This window comes from Methylobacterium sp. Leaf125 (assembly GCF_001423085.1).
GTDB lineage: Bacteria > Pseudomonadota > Alphaproteobacteria > Rhizobiales > Beijerinckiaceae > Methylobacterium.
The window spans coordinates 43,561-58,698 of the sequence record NZ_LMNU01000001.1; the positions used below are offsets into that span (position 1 = coordinate 43,561).

Sequence of the window (15,138 nt, forward strand, 5' to 3'; positions counted from 1 at the left end):
GGGATCTCAGCGCATGAACCAATCGCGCCGCCTCAGGCAGACCATCGAGACCGAGATCGTGGACGGACGCGTCGCCATCGGCGCGCGCCTCGACGAGACGGAGCTCGCCGAGCGCTTCGGGGTCTCGCGCACGCCGATCCGCGAGGCACTTCTGCAACTCGCCATGACGGGCCTCGTGGAGATCAAGCCCCGGCGTGGGGCCATCGTCAGCGCCCCCGATCCGCAACTCCTGATCGCCATGTTCGAGACCATGGCGGAGATCGAGGCCTCCTGCGGGCGGCTGGCGGCGCGCCGGCTCATCCCCGACGACGAAGCTGCGCTCAAGGCGGCCCTGGCGGCCTGCGCCGCCTCGGCCGCGGCCGGCGACCCCGAGACCTATTACGCGGAGAACTACGTCTTCCACACGGTGGTGTACCGGGCCTGCCGGAACGGCTTCCTGGAGGAGCAGGCGCGCCAGTTGCACCGGCGGCTCGCGCCCTTCCGACGGCTCCAACTGCGCGCCCGCAACCGCCTCGGCCAGTCCCTGGCCGAGCACGAGGCCATCGTGGCCGCCATCGTGTCGGGCGACGAGACCGCGGCCTCCGACCGGCTGCGGGCCCACGTCATCGTCCAGGGCGACCGCTTCTCGGATCTGGTGGCCGGCCTGCGCTCGATCAACGCCGCGGCCTGACCAACCGCGAGGACGTCGCCCCGATCTCAGCCCGGGGCGACAACACAACCGACGGATGTCGCCCGGTGGAAGGCAAGTCAATCTTAAGGGAGGCCTGCTAATCGAGACCTGCTCATTCTCGCCAAGCGGTCACCGGCTTTTCCCATGCGCCTCTCTCTCAAGTCGACCCTGATCGGCCTATTCGGTCTACTGGCGGTCATCACCACCGGGCAGGGGCTCGTCTCCTTGGCGAAGATGGATGCCATCGGCGACCGCATCACGGTTCTATCCGACAACGCCCTCCCCTCCGTCGATGCCGCCCATGCCATGAATGCCCTGGTGATGCGGATCCGGCTCTGGCAGTTCCGCTACGTCATCGCCGACACCGCCGAGGAGCGCACCAACAGCGTCGCGCAGGCGGCGACCCTGGCGACGGAACTGGAGACCCGGCGCGCGGCCTACCGGACGCTGGTGAGTTCCCGCGCCGAGGGCATCCTCTACGACGAGGTCAGCGCCAAGCTCGCCCAGATGGGCCAGGACTGGACCCAGCTCCAGGCCATCGATCCGACCCGGCGCGACGAGATCCTGATCCTGTTCCGGGGGCCGATGAACGCCAACTATCTCGCCACCAGCGCCAGCATGCGCAAGCTCGTGACGCTCAACGGCGAGGCCGGCGAGGCCGCCAAGGCGGCGGCGCGCGCGGAACAGGCGAGTGCCGTGCGGACCACCCAGGTCATGCTCGGGCTCTCCGTCCTGATGGCGCTGGCCGCCATGGCCTACACGATCCGCGGCATCACCCGGCCGCTGGGCGCGATGACGGCGGCCATGCGGCGCGTGGCGGACGGCGAGGCCGAGACCGAGATCCCGAGCGTCGGCCGCCAGGACGAGATCGGCGCCATGGCCGACACGCTCGAGACCTTCCGGGCCAACCTCCTGCGCAGCCGCGCCCTCGAGGACGAGACCCGCCTCGCCCGTGCCGGTGCCGAAGCGCAGCGCAAGGCCGCGATGCGCGAGATGGCCGACGGGTTCGAGGGCGCCGTCGGCGGCATCCTCGACCGGGTGACTGCGGCGGCGGGCCAGTTGCGTGGCACGGCCCAGAGCATGGCCAACACCGCCTCCGAGACGGCCCAGCAATCCAGCACGGTCGCGGCGGCGGCGGACCAGGCGGCCTCCAATGTCGGCATGGTGGCGGCCGCCGCCGAGGAACTCGGGGCCTCGGTCCAGGAGATCGGGCGGCAGGTCGACGGCTCCACGGAACTCGCCCAGCGGGCGGTGGACGAGGCCGCCCGGACCGCGTCGCAGGTCCAGGAACTCAGCGCCGCCGCCGCGCGGATCGGCGACGTCGTCGCCATGATCTCGACCATCGCGGGCCAGACCAACCTGCTGGCGCTGAATGCCACCATCGAGGCGGCCCGCGCCGGTGAAGCGGGCCGGGGCTTCGCCGTGGTGGCGGCCGAGGTCAAGGAACTCGCCAACCAGACGGCCCGGGCCACTGAGGAAATCAGCGGCCAGATCGGCCGAATCCAGGGTTCCACCGGCCAGGCCGTGACCGCGATCGAGGGCATCAGCGGTCGGATCCGCGAGATCAGTCACGTGGCCACCTCGATCGCGGCGGCGGTGGAGGAGCAGGGCGCGGCCACTCAGGAGATCGTGCGCAACGTCGGCGAGGCCGCCACCGGCACCGGCGAGGTCACGACCAACATCGCCGGGGTCGCCGGAGCGGCCGAGGCAACGGGGGCGGCCGCGTCGCAGGTCCTGGCCTCGGCCTCCGAGCTCTCGCACGAAGCCGAGCATCTCGCGCAGGAACTGGCACGCTTCCTCGGCACCGTCCGGGCGGCCTGACCGGACCCGGCGCGGGCGGGACCCGGAAACCCTCGAGGGCAACCGGTCCACCTGTCAGGGAGCGCCCGTCCGCGGGCCGGCCCTCCGTGCGGCCCGCGGGGGGCAAAGGTCGTCCGCCCGCGGGGGCGTCCCCGATGCGAGCGGCTCGGGCCGCGCTAGCCGACCGACCCGGCCGCCTCGCGCCGGGCGGCGCCGAAATTCTCGGCGATCACCGGGGTCCGGGCCCGGATGTGGGCGCGCATGAGCAGGGCCAGCGCATCGCCGTCGCGGGCACGCAGGAGCGAGATCATCCGCTCGTGCTCGGCCACCGACTGCGCCCACTGCTCCGGCGTCTGATGTACGGCGTAGCGTGAGCGCTGGATACGGCCCGAGAGGCTGTCGTAGATACCCCCGAGGGTGGCGTTGCGGCTGGCCCGCATGATGCCCTCGTGGATTTCCCGGTTGAGGGCGAAGTAGACCCCCTCCTCGCCGGCCCGCCAGGCCGCCACCATGGCCTCGTGATCGCGCGAGATGCCGTCGATCTCCGCATCGGTGATGATGCGGCAGGCGAGATCGGCGGCGGTGGCCTCCAGGCCGGCGATGACCTCGATCATCTCCTCGATCTCGGATTGCGACAGGCTGGCGACGCGGGCGCCGCGATTGGGCAGCAGCTCGAGCAGCCCCTCGGTGGCGAGGATCTTGATCGCCTCGCGCAGGGGCGTGCGCGAGATGCCGAAGCGCTCGGTCAGCTCGCTTTCGTTGATCCGCGCCCGTGGCTCCAGCTCACCCGCGCGGATGAGGTCGCGCATTCGGTCGACGACTTCATCGTGCAGATAGCGCCGGTTGATGCCGAGGCCCGGTTCGATCTTGTTCATGGGTCCACGACGTCTGGAAGAGGAATGAAAAATACTCCCTCTGGTAATCCGTCGACTCAGAATTGTCGAGGGATTGCGGAACTATAGCCCGGTTCCGCGCGGAGGCCGCCCGCGAAATCCACGCGATGCCACCGGGATGGCGGAGTCGCGTGTCTTCGAGTCCCTGGGGGCCACCGAATACCACCCCGCCCCGATCCGGCGGGGGCTTCTCTCAGCGCAGCTCTTCGTGCCAGGTCCGGCCGTCGCGCTCGATCAGCGCGATGCCGGCGGTGGGCCCCCAGCTTCCGGCGGCGTAGGGCCGCGGCGGCTCGGGCCGGTCGGCCCAGGCCTTCAGGAGGGAATCGGCCCAGGCCCAGGCGACCTCGACCTCGTCGCGGCGCATGAACAGCGTGGCGTTGCCGCGCACCACGTCCATGAGCAGGCGCTCGTAGGCATCGGGGTAGCGCTGCTTGAAGGTCTCCTCGAAGGAGATGTCGAGGTTGGTCGGCCGCAGCCGCATTCCGCCCGGACCCGGATCCTTGGTCATGACCTCGAGCTTGATCCCCTCCTCCGGCTGGAGCCGGATGACGAGGCGGTTGGGCTCGCGCCCGAAGGATTCCGCCGGGAAGATCGAGAACGGCGAGGCGCGGAACTGCACCACGATCTCGGAAAGCTTCCGGGGCAGCCGCTTGCCGGTGCGCAGGTAGAACGGCACGCCGGCCCAGCGCCAGGACTGCACCTCGAGCTTCAGGGCGACGAAGGTCTCGGTCCGGCTGTCGACGTCCCCGCCGAGGTCGGCGCGGTAGCCGTCCACCGGCTTGCCGTTGACGGCGCCCGCCGTGTACTGGCCGCGCACCGTCACGCTCTGCACGTCGTGCGGCGTAATGGGCTTCAGGGCCCGCAGAACCTTCAGCTTCTCGTCGCGCACAGAATTGGCGTCGAGGGAGAGCGGGCTCTCCATCGCCATCAGGCAGAGAAGCTGCAGCATATGGTTCTGAACCATGTCGCGCAGGGCGCCCGAGGTGTCGTAGTACCCTGCGCGGCCCTCGACGCCGACGGTCTCGCCCACCGTGATCTGGACGTGGTCGATGACGTCGGCCGTCCAGAGCCGCTCGAAGATGGTGTTGGCAAAGCGCAGGGCGAGCAGGTTCTGCACCGTCTCCTTGCCGAGATAGTGGTCGATGCGGAAGATCTGCTCCTCGGGAAACACCGTGCCGACCGCGTCGTTGATGGCGCGGGCCGATTTCAGGTCCTTGCCGATGGGCTTCTCCAGCACGACGCGGGACTTCTCGCCGATCAGGCCGTGCTTGGCGAGATTCTGGCAGATCGAGCCGTAGAGGTCGGGTGAGGTGGCGAGGTAGTAGGGCCGCACCTGGTCGGGGCGCTCGGCGAGCTTGGCGACCAGATCCTCCCAGCCCTCGTCGCTGGCTCCGTCGACGGCGACGTAGTCGAGGTGGTCGAGGAAGGCGGCGAGCTTGTCCTCGGTGATGTCGCCGGCCGGAACGAAGCGCTTGATGGCGTCGCGGGCGCGCTCGCGGAACGCCTCGGCGCTCATCTCCGAACGCGAGGCGCCGATGATCCGGCTCGTCCCGGGAATCTGTCCGTCCACGAAGCGGTAAAACAGGGCCGGCAGCAGCTTGCGCGTCGTCAGGTCGCCGGTGGCGCCGAAGACGACGCAATCGAAGGAGGCGACGGGGATAATGGTGGCCAAAGGCGGCTCCCGGTTTCCTGAGGGTCGACGGTGCCGGCACCCGAGCCGACCGATTCATCACCGTCGGGATTATACCCCTGCAGGAACCTCGCCAAGGCGGGTCGGCCCCGCGGCGGGGGCGGCGGGATCGGTTCCCTGGACAATCGCCCCTTGAACTCCCGATCGTCGCAACCTTGCGAGGGACAGCATCACAGATCGCGCATGAGCCCGACCGTTGTGGGCAGAACGCCTCGCCCATGCTGGCCGGCCGTATCACGGATCAGCTTGGAGAAGGCCCTGTAGCCATCCTTGCGTGTCGGATAGCCGAAGCGCGACGTCAGCCAGGCGTCGGGCTCCGACCCTTCCGCGACTCGCTGAACAGCGCCTTTCTTCTTCTCCAGACTTTCCCGGATACAGGGTCTCACAGACTCGATCGCGTCGAAGGATCCGTCCCTCATCATCGGTCAGGTCGGCGGACGTAGACCGAACAGCTCCCGCCCGTAACTGTCCGCGACGCGCTTGATCATCTCAGCGTCGGTCTTCCCGACATGCCTGTCGACGATATGGCGGTTGAGGTCGGGATCCTTGGCAAGCTCCGCTCCGGAGATCCGGTCCCGTTCCCGGCCCGCGGCAGGCCGTATCAAGGAATCGTCGCCGGCCCCGTCCGAGGTGCTGTCGCCGGACCATCGTCCGCCCTCACGGGTGCCGGCCGGGACGCGCGGCTGGAACGGGTTGAACACCTTGAGCGCCAGGCGCGCCCGGACGAGCTTCGCCTCGACATCGCGAGCGGCCAACGGCCAACGAAGCGCATTCACGGTGGTCGCCGGCAGACCCTCACGCATGGCCGTCCCCTGGTGCGAAAGCCATCCGAGGTCGTTCATTTTACCTGTGATAGCAATATGTTCTTATCCACTCGGCGGTCCGTCGGCCCACTCCGCGCAAGCGCTTCGGCCGCCCGGACGACAGTCTCGGCTGCGGATCCGCGGCGGCCGAACGGCGTGCTCCCGGGTCAGATCGATCGCCCGCGCCTTCGCGGATCCGGGATCGCCTCTCGGAGCCAGACAAATCGCCTGCGAGACACCCCTCGTGTCAGCGCCCCGTAGAGAACGCCCGGAACGCCTCAGCGTGATCCGGGTGCCAGCGCGACAGGGCGGGACGGTTCTCGATGATGTCGCCGGCCGCCCAGGCGATGCGGCGCTCGTCCTGCGCCCGCGTGGTCTCGTTGTCCGGGCAAAGAATGTAGAAGTCGCCGGCCTCCAGCCCCTCCAGCATGAAGGCGACGGTCTCCTCCGGCGTCCAGGCGCCCGCGGGCTTCTCTTCCACCCCCCGCGCTTTGGTGAGGCCCGTATAGACGAAGCCCGGAATCAGCAGGTGCGCGCTGACGCGGGCGCCCGCGCGGTCGCGCAGGTCGTGGGCCAGGGCCTCGGTGACGACCTTCACCCCCGCCTTCGAGACGTTGTAGGGCGTATTGCCGGGCGGGGTGGTGATGCCCTGCTTCGAACCCGTGACCACGATGGCGCCGGGCTCGGCCCCGGCGATCATCGCCGGCGCGAAGGCCTGGATGCCATTGATGACGCCCCAGAGATTGGTGTCGAGGATGCGTGCCCAGGTCTCGGGGGTCGAGAACAGCTGTCCCCCCGCCTCGATCCCGGCATTCAGCATGACCACGGCCGGCGCGCCCTCCGCACAGGCCGCCGCGCACAGGGCCGCGACGGCCTCGGGCCGTGCCACGTCCGTGGCCATCGCGTGGACGGACGCCGCAGTCCCGTCGCGCGCGACCTCGGCGCGGGCCGAGTCCAGCGCCGCGCCCGGCAGGTCGGCAAGCCAGACCCGCATGCCCGCCGCGGCGAAACGGCGAGCCGCCGCGAGCCCGATGCCGCTCGCCGCCCCGGTGACGACGGCGGTCCGTCCCGCCTGAATTGCCGGATGGTTGGTCATGGCCGCTCCTGCTCTGCCGTGTCCTGCTCTGCCGTTCCAGGGCGGGAGTTAGGGCAGGTGCCGGCGTCCGTCACGGCACGAGAGGAGATTGGTAACCCTCTGCACGCATGGTCGGGGAGACATTGCACTCGAAAGGTTCGCGATGCTTTCGCGCCACAGGACCGTCGTTCTCCGCCCGCACCGCCTCCGCGCGGGCCTGTCGCCCCTGGCCCTCCTCTGGGCGCTGGGCGGCGCCGCGACATCTCAGGTCTCCGGCGTACCCGAAGCCCCCTCGCCCGCGAAGGCTCCGAAGGTCGAGAGCCTCACCACCACCGCCCCGGCGACGCCCGCCGTCCAGGCGATCGCCCCGAGCGCGGGCGAGGCCAGCGCCACCCCAGCCGTCCCGGCCAAGAAATCCCGCGAACTGCCGCCGCTCGTGGTGGCCCGGGTCTCCGCCGACCCGGTGCCGACCCTCAGTCCCGCGACGTTCCTCGACACCCTGCGGATGGCCGACCGCTATCAGGCCATGGTGGATGCCGGCGGCTGGACCGCGCTGCCCGCCGATCTCGTGGTCAAGCCCGGCGCCAGCCATCCGGCCATTCCGGCCCTGCGCAAGCACCTCGCGCTCGTCGGCGACCTGCCTCCCGATGCCCCGATGAACGACCAGCTCGACGCCTCCCTGGTGGCGGCCGTGAAGGCATTCCAGGCCCGACACGGCCTGCCCGAGACCGGGTTGATCGGGCGCCAGACGGTGGCGGCGCTCAACGTGCCGGCGGCCACCCGCCAGCGCCAGCTCGCCGCCTCCGCGGCGCGCCAGATCGGCTCGAACTTCGCCTATGGCGATCGCTACGTGGTGGTGAACATTCCCTCGGCCACGGTGGAGGCGGTGGACCATGGGGTCGTGGTGCGCCGCTACGTGGCGGTGGTCGGCAAGCCCGACAAGGCGACGCCGCGGATCGAGGCCCGCATCACCGACGTCAACCTCAATCCGACCTGGACCCTGCCGGTCTCCATCATCAAGAAGGAGATCATTCCGAAGATGCGCAAGGATCCCGGCTACCTCGCCCGGGAGCGCATCCGCATCCTCGGTCCCGGTGGCGTCGAGGTCGACCCCACCGCCATCGACTGGTCGAGCGAGAAGGCGGCCAACTACACCCTTCGGCAGGATTCCGGCCTGGACAATTCCCTGGGCCAGGTGCGCATCGACATGCCGAACAAGCAGGCGGTCTACATGCACGATACGCCGTCGAAATCGCTCTTCGCCCGCGAAGTGCGGTTCCATTCCCATGGCTGCGTGCGGGTCGCCCAGGTGAAGGAACTCGCCGGCTGGCTGCTCGAGGGCACGCCGGGTCCCAACGGCACCGGCTCGACCTGGGGACCGATCGAGATCGAGACCAGCATCGCCACGAACGAGCGCCTGGACATCAAGCTGCCGAAGCAGATCCCGGTGACCTTCGTGTATCTCACCGGATACGCAACCCCGGATGGCCGCGCCCATTTTCGCGACGACATCTACGGCATCGACAGCCCGGCGGTGCCGATGCCGGACGTGGCGGCGACGGGCACCATCGCGCCGCCGTCGGTGACCGTGCCCGCGACGACCAAGGCTTCCACCGCCGGGTCCGCATCCGCCCGAGCCCCGGGCGACAAGCCGTCCCCCGTCACGCCAACTCTCGCCAAGCCATCTCTTGCCAAGTCGCCTCTCGCCAAGCCGGTCGAGGCCGCTCCGGTCCCACCCGGGCTCGTGCCGAAGGCATCGGCTCAGAAGGGTGCCGTCCCCGGTGCGGCCCCGGCGCAGAGTTCCGGCAAGACAGCCGCCCCACGGCCTGCACGTGCCGGTGCCGACCAGGCGGCCGGTGATCCGGTCCCGCCGCGATCGATCCCCAGCCGCGCGGCGCTCCCCCCGACCGACTGAACCCGCGCCGGACCCTCTCCCCCCGGAAGACTCGCCAGACCCGAAGGGGGGCCGCCTTGCTCCGGCGGTCCCCTCCGGCCGTCGCCTCGCGTCCGTTCCAGCATTCCCGGGAGACGACGCGCGGTTGACAAACCCCGAGGTCATTGGCAATTGCCATGTTATAACATATCAAAAAAGGTCCGCGATGCCGCGTTCCGACCTCCGTCTGCCCGGCAACCGTTCGATCCGAACCGGTTCAACGCCTTCGTGGGCGCGACCTAGCCCCAGCTGATCCGCACCGAGGGCCCTTTCCGGCTCACCTCGCGACCCGACCGGGTGGGCGGATTCTCCCTGGCCGGGGCCGTGGCACGGGTCTCCGCCATGGGCTTCCGGTGGCAGGCCGTTCCGCGCGCGCCTCGACGGGGTCTGGAACGAGACCTGGGGGGACCGGCGCCAGGAACGGGTCTTCCTCGGCACGAGCCTGGACGAGACGGCCATCCGGGCCGCCCTTGATGCCTGCACGATCGATACGGGGCCGGACCGGGGCGCCTTCGATGCCGCCCCCGATCGCGGACTGCCCGATCCGTTTCCGGTCTGGCAGCGGCGCGCCTGAGCTGCGTGCCTGTCCGGTCGCCCGCAACGGGGCGACCGGCTGGGTCGGCGATCAGGAATCGAGGCCGCCGTCCTCGTCGATGTCGACCAGGAACACGATGTCGGCATCCTCCTCGTCCGCGTCGTCCGCCTCGTCGTCGTTCGAGGCCTCGGCGTGGCGGGCATCCGGCTCGTAGGGCTCGTCCTCCTCGGAATCGTCCTCGGCGAGGGCGTCCTCGAAGATCTCGATCTCTTCCTCGGTGGCCGCCCGGACCTTGAGCGGGGAGGTGCCGTTCCACAGCACCTTGCCGTCGCTCTTCATGGTCTGGATGTCGTCCTTGAAGCCATCGCAGGTGAAGAGGTCGTTGGCGACCTCCTCGGAGCCGTTGATGACCGCGATGGCCACGCCATCGATCTCGAGTGTGAACATCGCGAATCCTTGTTGTCTGCAGCCTCGGGGCCGCCGTCCGTGTAGGGGCGAACGAGGCGGAGGCCAAGGCCCGGAAGACCGGGGGTTGGTTTGCGGTGGGTGGCCGGGCCTCAGGCGCCGCCGCTCGCCCGGGCAATGGCCCGCTTGACCACGCCCTGCACGTCGGGATTGGACAGGAACAGGTCGTGGTTGATGAGGCCGCCGCCGTAATCGGAGGCGTCGGCCACGCGGACGCCCAGGGCTTCCAGGCGCTCGCGGTCCGCCGCGCCGGCCCGCACGATGCCGCCCGCGATGGCGCCGGAGAGTTCGAGGGCGCGGTCGTTCGTCGACGAGATCACGGTGATCTTGTGCACGTCCGGTCCCATCCGCTCCACCGCGCTGGTGAAGAGGTCGATGTCGATGTCGGGGGCGGCCAGCACCACCGCGCCGATGCGGGCCATGGCGGCCTCGCCGGCCTCGGCCCGCAACATGCGCAGGGTCTCCAGGGTCAGCAGCGTGCCCATGGAATGCGCGACGATGTTGATGCGTCCGCCCGAGGGGGAGTTCGCCAGCGCCTTCAGCAGGTCCTCGAAACCGTCGCGCGACCACAGGGCGCTCTCGCGGTCGTAGCCGTAATCGAAGGTGGCGGCCGCCGAGGGCCAGGTGAACAGGGCCGAGGCCCCGCGGAAGCGGATGCCGTCAGAGAGCTTGGCCGCACTCAGGGCCGCCGACTGGAAGCTCTCGCGGTAGCCGTGGACGTAGATCAGCACGTCGCGCCCTAAAGCCGCCTGGGCGAAGGCGGCTGCCGCCCCCGCGCCGGTCTCGACCTGCGGCACCGCCGTCACGGCCCAGTCGCCCGTCACCACGGAGGAGACCTTGCCGATCAGCGAGCGGTCGGGTGCCGACAGGCGCACCTCGGCGAAGCTGAGGCCGCGGCCGCGCTCGGAGGTGAAGTAGGGGCTCTTGGGGGGCGAACCGACGGGCTTGCGCGTGGTGGCCACGAGCAGCACCGGGCTGACGTCGAGGGCCGACTGGCGCTCCGGCGCGCCGCCGCCCACCGCATCGGTGACGAGTCCGTCGGCGACGCAGCCGGCCAGTCCGGGCGTCAGGCCGGCCACCCCCGAGAGGGCGGCGAAGCGCAGCAGGGCGCGACGGGTGGGAGGCTGGGGTCGGATCATGGCTCGGATCATGTCGTGCAAGGCGGCCCTGAACGTGGTGGCCCCGGGACGGGCGCAACGCGTCAGTACCCTGTCGATCAGGATCGTGACCATGGCGGGGCGGAGGCGTGGCCGTGGCGATGTGGATTGCGGGCAGAGGCGGGCCTGTGGCCCCCGCCCCACAGGGTGGCACGCCTCCGGATCGCGCCGGTTTGCGGCGGAAGCGCCCGCGCGCCGGACCGCCCCCCTCGACGAAACCGGGCCGGACCGGCAAAGAAGACAACCATGGCCGCCTCCCCCGCACCCGCCCTCGACATCGATGCCCTGCGCGAGCGGCTGCTCGCCGGAGACCGGGCCGCCCTCGCGCGGGCGATCACGCTGGCCGAATCGAAGCGGCCGGACCACCGGGCGGCGGCGCGCGGCCTCATCGACGCGGTGCTGCCGCGGACCGGCACGGCGATCCGCGTCGGGATCACCGGCGTACCCGGCGTCGGCAAGTCGACCACCATCGACGCGCTCGGGGCCAACCTGACGGCGGCCGGGCTCAAGGTGGCGGTGCTGGCCGTCGACCCGTCCTCCACGCGCACCGGCGGCTCCATCTTGGGCGACAAGACCCGGATGGCGCGCCTCGCCCTCGACCCCAACGCCTTCATCCGCCCCTCCCCCTCCTCCGGCACCCTCGGCGGCGTAGCGGCCAAGACCCGCGAGACCATGCTGCTCTGCGAGGCGGCGGGGTTCGACGTCATCCTGGTGGAGACCGTGGGCGTCGGCCAATCCGAGACGGCGGTGGCGGACCTGACCGACTTCTTCCTCGTCCTGATGCTGCCGGGGGCCGGCGACGAACTCCAGGGCATCAAGAAGGGCATCCTCGAACTCGCCGACATGATCGCGGTGAACAAGGCCGACGACGGCGAGGGCGAGCGCCGGGCCAGCGCGGCCGCTTCGGAGTATCGCGCCGCCCTGCACATCCTCTCCGCACCGAGCTCCACCTGGACGCCCCCGGTGGTCACGATCTCGGGCCTGAACAACAAGGGCCTCGACGGCCTGTGGGAGCGGATCGTCGACCACCGCAACAAGCTCACCGCCACGGGCGAGATCGCCGCGAAGCGCCGGACCCAGGACGTGAAGTGGATGTGGGCCCTCGTGCACGAGCGCCTGCACCAGCGCCTCGTCGGCTCGGCCGAGGTGCGCCGCCAGACGGCGGAGGCCGAGGCGGCGGTCGGACGCGGGGATGCCTCGCCCGCCGCCGGGGCGGAGGCCATCGCCACCCTGATCGGTCTCTGACCCGCATGCCGAGACCGCTGCTGATCACCGGCTTCGGTCCGTTTCCCGGCGTGCCGCGCAATCCGAGCGCGGCCCTGGCCCGGCGCATCGGTGCCCTCGCGCCCCTGAAGCTCGGCGGCATTCCGGTGCGCGTGCTGATCCTGCGCACCACCTACGCGGCGATCCCCGAGAGGCTGGAGCCGGCACTCGCCGAGGCGCCCGCCGCGATCCTCATGCTCGGCGTCGCGACCCGCGCCAAGCGGGTCCGGGTGGAGGTGCAGGGCCGCAACCGCACGAGCCGGCTCTTTCCCGATGCCTCCGGCCGGATCGCGTCGCGCCTGACCCTCGAGCCGGATGGCCCGCCCGCGCGCCGCTCACCCGCGGCGGCCCCCGCCCTCGCGACGCTGCGCAGGCACGGGATCGCGGCGATTCCCTCGCGGGATGCGGGACGCTACCTCTGCAACGCCAGCTACTTTCGCGCCCTGCGCGATGCGCCCCCGGCGCTGTTCGTGCACATCCCGCTCCCGCCCCGGACGCAGCGCCCCGCGAAGGCACCCGTGCGGCCGCGGCGCGAGGCCCCGGGAGAGCGTCTCGCCCGAGCCTGCACGGAGGTGGCGCGTCGCCTCGTGGTCCGCGGCCTGGCTGGCGGCTGAGCGGCGCGCGACAGGGCCCTTTGCCGGCACCGGAAGATTTTCACCCTCGGGCATGGGTCTCCTTCGCGCCGTCGGGCGTTCTGTGAACGTCGGATGCGGGCGCCCCCGACCCCGGACGGGTGGCCCGCATCATCCGCGTTCAGGAGAGAGACCATGGTCGATACGGATCGCATCGTCGGCACCGCCAAGGAGTTCGGCGGCAAGGTTCAGGGCGCTGCGGGAGACCTCGCGGGGTCCTCGCGCACCTCCGCCGAGGGCCGCTACCGCGAGGCCGAGGGTCGCGCGCAGGACATCTACGGACAGGCCAAGGACACCCTGCGCGACGTGGCCGACAACGTCTCGGATTACGCCGGCGACGCCTACGAGCGCGGCGGCACCTACCTGCGCGACGGCAGCCGGGTGGTGGGTCACCGCGTCGAGGAGAACCCGTTCATCGCCCTGGTGATCGCGGGCGCCGTCGGCTACGGCCTCGCCCTGCTGCTGCACGGGCGCCGCTAGAACCCAGCCCCGCTCCGTCCCGCTCCGACCGCCGTCGCGGCGGGACGGAGCGGGGCGGCCATGCGGGACCGCGCTACTGCGCCGTCCAGCCGCCATCCATGGCCATGTTGGCGCCGGTGATCTGGCTCGCCGCATCGGAGGCCAGGAACACGGCCAGGGCCGCCACCTGGTCGATGGTGACGAACGCCTTCGTGGGCTGCGCCTTGAGCAGCACTTCGTTGATGACCTCGTCCTTGGTCATCCCGCGCGCCTTCATGGTGTCGGGGATCTGGCTCTCGACCAGGGGCGTCCAGACATAGCCCGGCGAGATGCAGTTCACCGTGATGCCGTGCGTCGCGAGTTCGAGAGCGGCCGTCTTGGACAGGCCGACGAGGCCGTGCTTGGCCGCCACGTAGGCGGACTTGAAGGGCGAGGCGACCATCGAGTGCGCCGAGGCCGTGTTGATGATGCGGCCCCAGCCGCGCTGCTTCATGCCGGGGATCGCGGCCCGCATGGTGTAGAAGGCGGAGGACAGGTTCAGGCTGATGATCTGCTCCCACTTCTCGGGCGGGAAGTCCTCGATCGGCGAGACGTGCTGGACGCCGGCATTGTTCACGAGCACGTCCACGGAGCCGTAGGTCTCCTCCGCCAGTCGGATCAGCCCCTCGATCTCGGCGGGCTTGGTCAGGTCGGCCGGCGAATAAGCCGCCTTCACGCCGAACTCGGTTTCGATCCCGGACCGCGCCGCCTCGATATCCTCGGGCTTGCCGAAACCATTGAGGACGATGTTGGCTCCCTCCTTGGCGAAGGCGCGGGCGCAGGCCAGGCCGATGCCGCTGGTGGAGCCGGTGACGACGGCGGACTTGGATTTCAGGATCATGGAAGCCTCCTAGGGGCAGTCTTCGACGAGGGGGACCCAAGCGCGCCGGACAGGCGCGCGGTCGAACAAAGCCTGAGCGCGGTGGCCGGTCCGGGCAGGGTCGGGCACGACGCGGGACGTCTGGTCGATCAGGCGAGATAATCGTGCAGCACCTGCCCGTAGGGCAATGTGAAGTCGACGACCATGTGCCGGCCGCCGACGATGCGGCGCACGGGCAGGTCGGCCACCCGGCAGTTCACGTGCGGGATCAGGTGAAGGCGGGCCTCCCCCTCCCAGGCGCCGTGGACGGTGATGTCCTCCAGGCGATAGCCGACGAGTTGCGCGACCTTCGGGCCGCCGCCGACATCCGGCAGCAGCTTGAGGTTGACGTTGAGCTTGCCCAGGCCCTGCTTCACCGCGGCGAGATCGTGCTCCAGGCTCCGATGCTTGTAGGTCATGGTGCCCATCGCGACCCGCTCGTCGTCGTAGTGCAGCGTGCCCGTGAGGGTGTCCTTGGTGAGCTTGAGGCGGGGCACGCCCCACTTCTTCGGGAAGCCCCAGATCTCGCGCCCGGCCGTGATCGGCGGCTCGTCGTCGAGGTACATTTGGATCGAGAAGTTGCAGGGCTCGCCGTTGAAGCTGGCGAGAGCTCCCGAGCCGCTCTCCTCGTAGTCGCCGAACCCGGAGGAATCCGGCATCTTCATCCACTCGTAGTAGACGAGGTTGTCCGGGTGCGGCTCCAGGGGCTCGGGCAGGGCCCGACGCAGGGCGTCCGCATCGGTCTCATAGGTCACGATCAGGTATTCGCGCCGCAGGAAGCGATACGGCCCGCGCGGGTAGCTCGGGCTGAAGGCGGGCATCGAGGGCGTCTCGAGGATCTCGTCGCGGGTCACGGGCTCGTCTC

Annotated in this window: 14 protein-coding genes and 1 pseudogene; 7 read left to right on the forward strand and 8 right to left on the reverse strand. The window is 70.5% G+C overall.

All coding sequences use genetic code 11. From position 1 onward, the window contains the following. Positions 1 to 13 precede the first annotated feature (13 nt). On the forward strand, positions 14 to 670 hold the full coding sequence (locus tag ASF58_RS00195; protein ID WP_055945870.1) for a GntR family transcriptional regulator: 657 nt from the start codon (positions 14 to 16) through the stop codon (positions 668 to 670). 144 nt (positions 671 to 814) lie between these two features. After that, positions 815 to 2,491, forward strand: a complete 1,677-nt coding sequence (locus ASF58_RS00200) for a methyl-accepting chemotaxis protein (RefSeq protein ID WP_055945873.1) — start codon at positions 815 to 817, stop codon at positions 2,489 to 2,491. Positions 2,492 to 2,646: 155 nt separating this feature from the next. On the opposite strand, the gene ASF58_RS00205 is transcribed toward ASF58_RS00200, so the two are convergent. The 4 genes from ASF58_RS00205 to ASF58_RS00225 form a co-directional block, all read right to left on the reverse strand. Further along, the gene (locus tag ASF58_RS00205; protein WP_055945875.1) at positions 2,647 to 3,345 is read right to left on the reverse strand and encodes a GntR family transcriptional regulator; all 699 of its coding nucleotides are present in this window, start codon (positions 3,343 to 3,345) and stop codon (positions 2,647 to 2,649) included. Positions 3,346 to 3,556: 211 nt separating this feature from the next. Continuing rightward, positions 3,557 to 5,035: a glucose-6-phosphate dehydrogenase gene (gene zwf / locus ASF58_RS00210; RefSeq protein ID WP_055945878.1), complete on the reverse strand. Its 1,479-nt coding sequence runs from the start codon at positions 5,033 to 5,035 to the stop codon at positions 3,557 to 3,559. 443 nt (positions 5,036 to 5,478) lie between these two features. Next, on the reverse strand, positions 5,479 to 5,856 hold the full coding sequence (locus ASF58_RS00220; RefSeq protein WP_156375494.1) for a hypothetical protein: 378 nt from the start codon (positions 5,854 to 5,856) through the stop codon (positions 5,479 to 5,481). Between the two features lie 247 nt (positions 5,857 to 6,103). Beyond that, positions 6,104 to 6,952, reverse strand: coding sequence for an SDR family NAD(P)-dependent oxidoreductase (locus ASF58_RS00225; RefSeq protein ID WP_055945886.1), 849 nt, complete (start codon positions 6,950 to 6,952; stop codon positions 6,104 to 6,106). Between the two features lie 142 nt (positions 6,953 to 7,094). Here ASF58_RS00225 and ASF58_RS00230 point away from each other — a divergent pair, with 142 nt between their 5' ends. Both ASF58_RS00230 and ASF58_RS27590 read left to right on the forward strand, forming a co-directional pair. Then, positions 7,095 to 8,846, forward strand: coding sequence for a L,D-transpeptidase family protein (locus tag ASF58_RS00230; protein ID WP_082512738.1), 1,752 nt, complete (start codon positions 7,095 to 7,097; stop codon positions 8,844 to 8,846). Positions 8,847 to 9,285: 439 nt separating this feature from the next. Next, a pseudogene (locus ASF58_RS27590) lies at positions 9,286 to 9,438 on the forward strand (cobalamin biosynthesis protein); the annotation flags it as partial. Between the two features lie 51 nt (positions 9,439 to 9,489). Here ASF58_RS27590 and ASF58_RS00235 read toward each other — a convergent pair. Both ASF58_RS00235 and ASF58_RS00240 read right to left on the reverse strand, forming a co-directional pair. Continuing rightward, positions 9,490 to 9,846 carry a hypothetical protein gene (locus tag ASF58_RS00235; protein ID WP_055945889.1) on the reverse strand — a complete coding sequence of 119 codons (357 nt, stop codon included), beginning with the start codon at positions 9,844 to 9,846 and terminating at the stop codon, positions 9,490 to 9,492. Positions 9,847 to 9,956: 110 nt separating this feature from the next. Further along, entirely contained in the window at positions 9,957 to 11,003 is a 1,047-nt protein-coding gene (locus ASF58_RS00240; RefSeq protein WP_181017371.1) for an alpha/beta hydrolase, read from the reverse strand. A gap of 264 nt (positions 11,004 to 11,267) precedes the next feature. On the opposite strand from ASF58_RS00240, the gene meaB reads away from it, so the two are divergent. From meaB to ASF58_RS00255, 3 genes are all read left to right on the forward strand, one after another. Continuing rightward, on the forward strand, positions 11,268 to 12,266 hold the full coding sequence (meaB, locus tag ASF58_RS00245; protein WP_055945892.1) for a methylmalonyl Co-A mutase-associated GTPase MeaB: 999 nt from the start codon (positions 11,268 to 11,270) through the stop codon (positions 12,264 to 12,266). A gap of 5 nt (positions 12,267 to 12,271) precedes the next feature. Then, entirely contained in the window at positions 12,272 to 12,898 is a 627-nt protein-coding gene (locus ASF58_RS00250) for a peptidase C15 (RefSeq protein WP_055945895.1), read from the forward strand. Positions 12,899 to 13,051: 153 nt separating this feature from the next. Beyond that, positions 13,052 to 13,396 carry a CsbD family protein gene (locus tag ASF58_RS00255; protein WP_055945897.1) on the forward strand — a complete coding sequence of 115 codons (345 nt, stop codon included), beginning with the start codon at positions 13,052 to 13,054 and terminating at the stop codon, positions 13,394 to 13,396. A gap of 73 nt (positions 13,397 to 13,469) precedes the next feature. Here ASF58_RS00255 and ASF58_RS00260 read toward each other — a convergent pair whose 3' ends face one another. Together ASF58_RS00260 and ASF58_RS00265 are read right to left on the reverse strand one after the other, a co-directional pair. Continuing rightward, positions 13,470 to 14,255: a 3-hydroxybutyrate dehydrogenase gene (locus ASF58_RS00260; protein WP_055945900.1), complete on the reverse strand. Its 786-nt coding sequence runs from the start codon at positions 14,253 to 14,255 to the stop codon at positions 13,470 to 13,472. 128 nt (positions 14,256 to 14,383) lie between these two features. After that, positions 14,384 to 15,127, reverse strand: coding sequence for an acetoacetate decarboxylase (locus ASF58_RS00265; RefSeq protein WP_055945904.1), 744 nt, complete (start codon positions 15,125 to 15,127; stop codon positions 14,384 to 14,386). Positions 15,128 to 15,138 lie beyond the last annotated feature (11 nt).

Bases quoted from the DNA above. Each gene is read 5' to 3' on its own strand.
- ASF58_RS00195 (WP_055945870.1), top strand. From the start codon at position 14: ATGAACCAATCGCGCCGCCTCAGGCAGACCATCGAGACCGAGATCGTG.
- ASF58_RS00200 (WP_055945873.1), top strand. From the start codon at position 815: ATGCGCCTCTCTCTCAAGTCGACCCTGATCGGCCTATTCGGTCTACTG.
- ASF58_RS00205 (WP_055945875.1), bottom strand. From the start codon at position 3,345: ATGAACAAGATCGAACCGGGCCTCGGCATCAACCGGCGCTATCTGCAC.
- ASF58_RS00220 (WP_156375494.1), bottom strand. From the start codon at position 5,856: ATGCGTGAGGGTCTGCCGGCGACCACCGTGAATGCGCTTCGTTGGCCG.
- ASF58_RS00225 (WP_055945886.1), bottom strand. From the start codon at position 6,952: ATGACCAACCATCCGGCAATTCAGGCGGGACGGACCGCCGTCGTCACC.
- ASF58_RS00230 (WP_082512738.1), top strand. From the start codon at position 7,095: ATGCTTTCGCGCCACAGGACCGTCGTTCTCCGCCCGCACCGCCTCCGC.
- ASF58_RS00235 (WP_055945889.1), bottom strand. From the start codon at position 9,846: ATGTTCACACTCGAGATCGATGGCGTGGCCATCGCGGTCATCAACGGC.
- ASF58_RS00240 (WP_181017371.1), bottom strand. From the start codon at position 11,003: ATGATCCGACCCCAGCCTCCCACCCGTCGCGCCCTGCTGCGCTTCGCC.
- meaB (WP_055945892.1), top strand. From the start codon at position 11,268: ATGGCCGCCTCCCCCGCACCCGCCCTCGACATCGATGCCCTGCGCGAG.
- ASF58_RS00250 (WP_055945895.1), top strand. From the start codon at position 12,272: ATGCCGAGACCGCTGCTGATCACCGGCTTCGGTCCGTTTCCCGGCGTG.
- ASF58_RS00255 (WP_055945897.1), top strand. From the start codon at position 13,052: ATGGTCGATACGGATCGCATCGTCGGCACCGCCAAGGAGTTCGGCGGC.
- ASF58_RS00260 (WP_055945900.1), bottom strand. From the start codon at position 14,255: ATGATCCTGAAATCCAAGTCCGCCGTCGTCACCGGCTCCACCAGCGGC.